The 2,518-nt window shown below is 38.1% G+C and carries 2 protein-coding genes; both read left to right on the forward strand.

What is annotated here, in order from left to right; translation table 11 throughout:
- Positions 1-124: 124 nt before the first annotated feature.
- A complete protein-coding gene (istA, locus tag PUH65_RS14785) occupies positions 125-1,678 on the forward strand; it encodes an IS21 family transposase (RefSeq protein WP_305520876.1) in 1,554 nt (517 codons plus the stop codon).
- Between the two features lie 35 nt (positions 1,679-1,713).
- On the forward strand, positions 1,714-2,457 hold the full coding sequence (istB, locus tag PUH65_RS14790) for an IS21-like element helper ATPase IstB (protein WP_305520877.1): 744 nt from the start codon (positions 1,714-1,716) through the stop codon (positions 2,455-2,457).
- Positions 2,458-2,518 lie beyond the last annotated feature (61 nt).

Genomic DNA, 2,518 nt, shown 5'->3' on the forward strand with positions numbered 1-2,518 from the left:
GAGCAAAGTGACCACCGAGATTCGGAGCAAATTGACCACCTGGATTTGGGTTGATTTTTTCAGGTAAATACGATTGATTTTTTCATGTTGTTAGCGTCATAAATTCGTATAAAAAATACGGATTATGGCCAATAAAACAACCGACATGAGTAAAATTAGAAAAGTCATTAAATTTTATAGCAACGGAAAAAGTAAGTTGTTCATCAGTAATTACTTATCACTTTCCAGAAACACCGTAAAGAAATATATTTCATTATTTGAAGTCCTTGGATTAAGTTTTGAGATCATTAATGAAAAAACAGACGCAGAGTTGGAACTTTTGTTTTCCCACACCACAGAGGAATCCGTGAGTCCCAAATTACAGACTTTGTATAATTATTTTCCGGTGATGGAACGGGAATTAAAAAAGGTAGGAGTCACTATTTATCGAACTTGGGAACAGTATATCGCTTTGTATCCCGATGGTTTTCAGATCACCCAATTCCGGCATCATTACAAAATATGGGCAAAGCGGGTGAATCCTGTGATGCACATGAATCACAAAGCGGGTGATAAAATGTATATCGATTACGCTGGAAAAACCCTCTCTATTATTGATAAAAAGACTGGTGAGATCAAAAACGTTCAGTTTTTTGTCGCCATCTTGGGAGCGAGCCAATATACATACGCAGAAGCCTCATTGAGCCAGCAAAAGGAAGATTTTGTACGTTCGGTAGAAAATGCGATGCACTATTTTCAGGGCGTTCCTGCGGCAATTGTTCCGGATAATTTAAAATCTGCGGTCATTAAAAGCAGCCGTTTTGAACCCACCATTAATGAAACCTTCGCAGATCTTGCAGATCATTATGGAACTACTATTTTACCGGCCAGAGCTTATAAGCCGAGAGATAAATCTTTGGTAGAAGGCGCTGTGAAGATTTTGTACCGCAGGATTTACGCGCATTTAAAAGAAACTTTATTCTATTCATTAGCAGAATTAAACCATCAAATCTGGAATCTGTTAAAGACACACAACGATAGCAAACTCAGCGCACGTCCTTACTCCCGAAAAGAGCTGTTTTTAGAAGACGAAAAAGAAAAACTGCGTCCACTTCCCGAAGCGCGTTTTGAGCTCAAATACCAGTCGCATGCAACGGTGATGCAGAATGGTCACGTTCTTTTGAGCCAAGACAAAAACTATTACAGCGTTCCGTATCAGTATCTGAAGAAAAAAGTAAAGCTGTTGTATACTTCGTCCGCTGTAGAAATTTTTCATAAATACAACAGAATTGCGATTCATATGCGCAATTATAATCCTTATGTATATACTACCAATGCTGAACATTTAGCCAGTACGCATCAGTTTGTGTCCGATTGGAGTCCGTCGCGGTTTATCGATTGGGCAACTACAATTGACCCTGTTGTTGGTGAATATATTATCCAAATTATTGAGAGTAGAAATCATCCTGAACAAGCCTATAAAAGTTGTATGGGAATATTAAACTTCGAAAAAAAGGTAGGCAGAGAGCGATTGATCAATGCCTGTAAACGAGCCCTTGATTATAAAATTTACAGCTTTAAAACCATCCAGAAAATTTTAGAAAACAATTTAGACCAAATTGATTTTGAGCAGAAGTCAGAGTCTGAACAGCAACTACCCATCCATGGTAATATCCGTGGAAAACAGTATTACAACTAGCAATTAGACATTAACAAAATTAAATTTTAAAAATCATGAACGAACCTACCGTTACCAAAATGAAGCAAATGAAGCTTTACGGCATGCATCATGCGTTTAAAACCGCTATTGAAAGTGGCAAAACAGATCATTACACGCTCGATGAGTTTATCTCGATGCTGATCGATGCAGAATGGGATGAAAGGCATAACAGGCGCATCGAAAGAAGCATTAAGAACGCGCGATTCCATTACAAATCAAATATCGAAAGTATCAACTTCGAGCAGTCCCGAAACTTGGACCGCAATCTGGTGCTGCGCTTAGCTGGATGCGAATTTGTAGAAAAGAATGAAAATGTTTTAATCACTGGAAGTACGGGCGTTGGCAAAAGTTATTTAGGCACCGCACTCGGTTATCAAGCATGTATAGAAGGTTTTAAGGTCAGCTATTTTAACACCAATAAATTATTTGCTAAATTAAAAATGGCAAAAGCAGATGGTTCTTATCTTCGGGAACTTGCCAAAATACAACGCCAAGAGGTGATTATATTGGATGATTTTGGACTCCAAGCATTGGACAGTCAAAACAGAATTACTCTTTTAGAACTCATTGAAGACCGTCATAACAATGGTTCTGTCATTGTAACTTCGCAAATCCCGGTTCAGGGTTGGTATGATATTATCGGTGAAAAAACCATTGCCGATGCTATTTTAGACCGGCTGATCCATCAATCTCATCGCCTCGAATTGAAAGGCGAATCGATGCGCAAAAAAAGAGGAATAAACAGAGCCGAAAATTAATTATATTTGAATACAAATTAGCACATGAAAAACAGTCGTTTTTACCACAAAAAAGAGGTGG

Origin of the sequence: Kaistella sp. SH40-3 (assembly GCF_030686865.1) — a bacterium.
In the GTDB taxonomy this organism is placed as follows: domain Bacteria; phylum Bacteroidota; class Bacteroidia; order Flavobacteriales; family Weeksellaceae; genus Kaistella.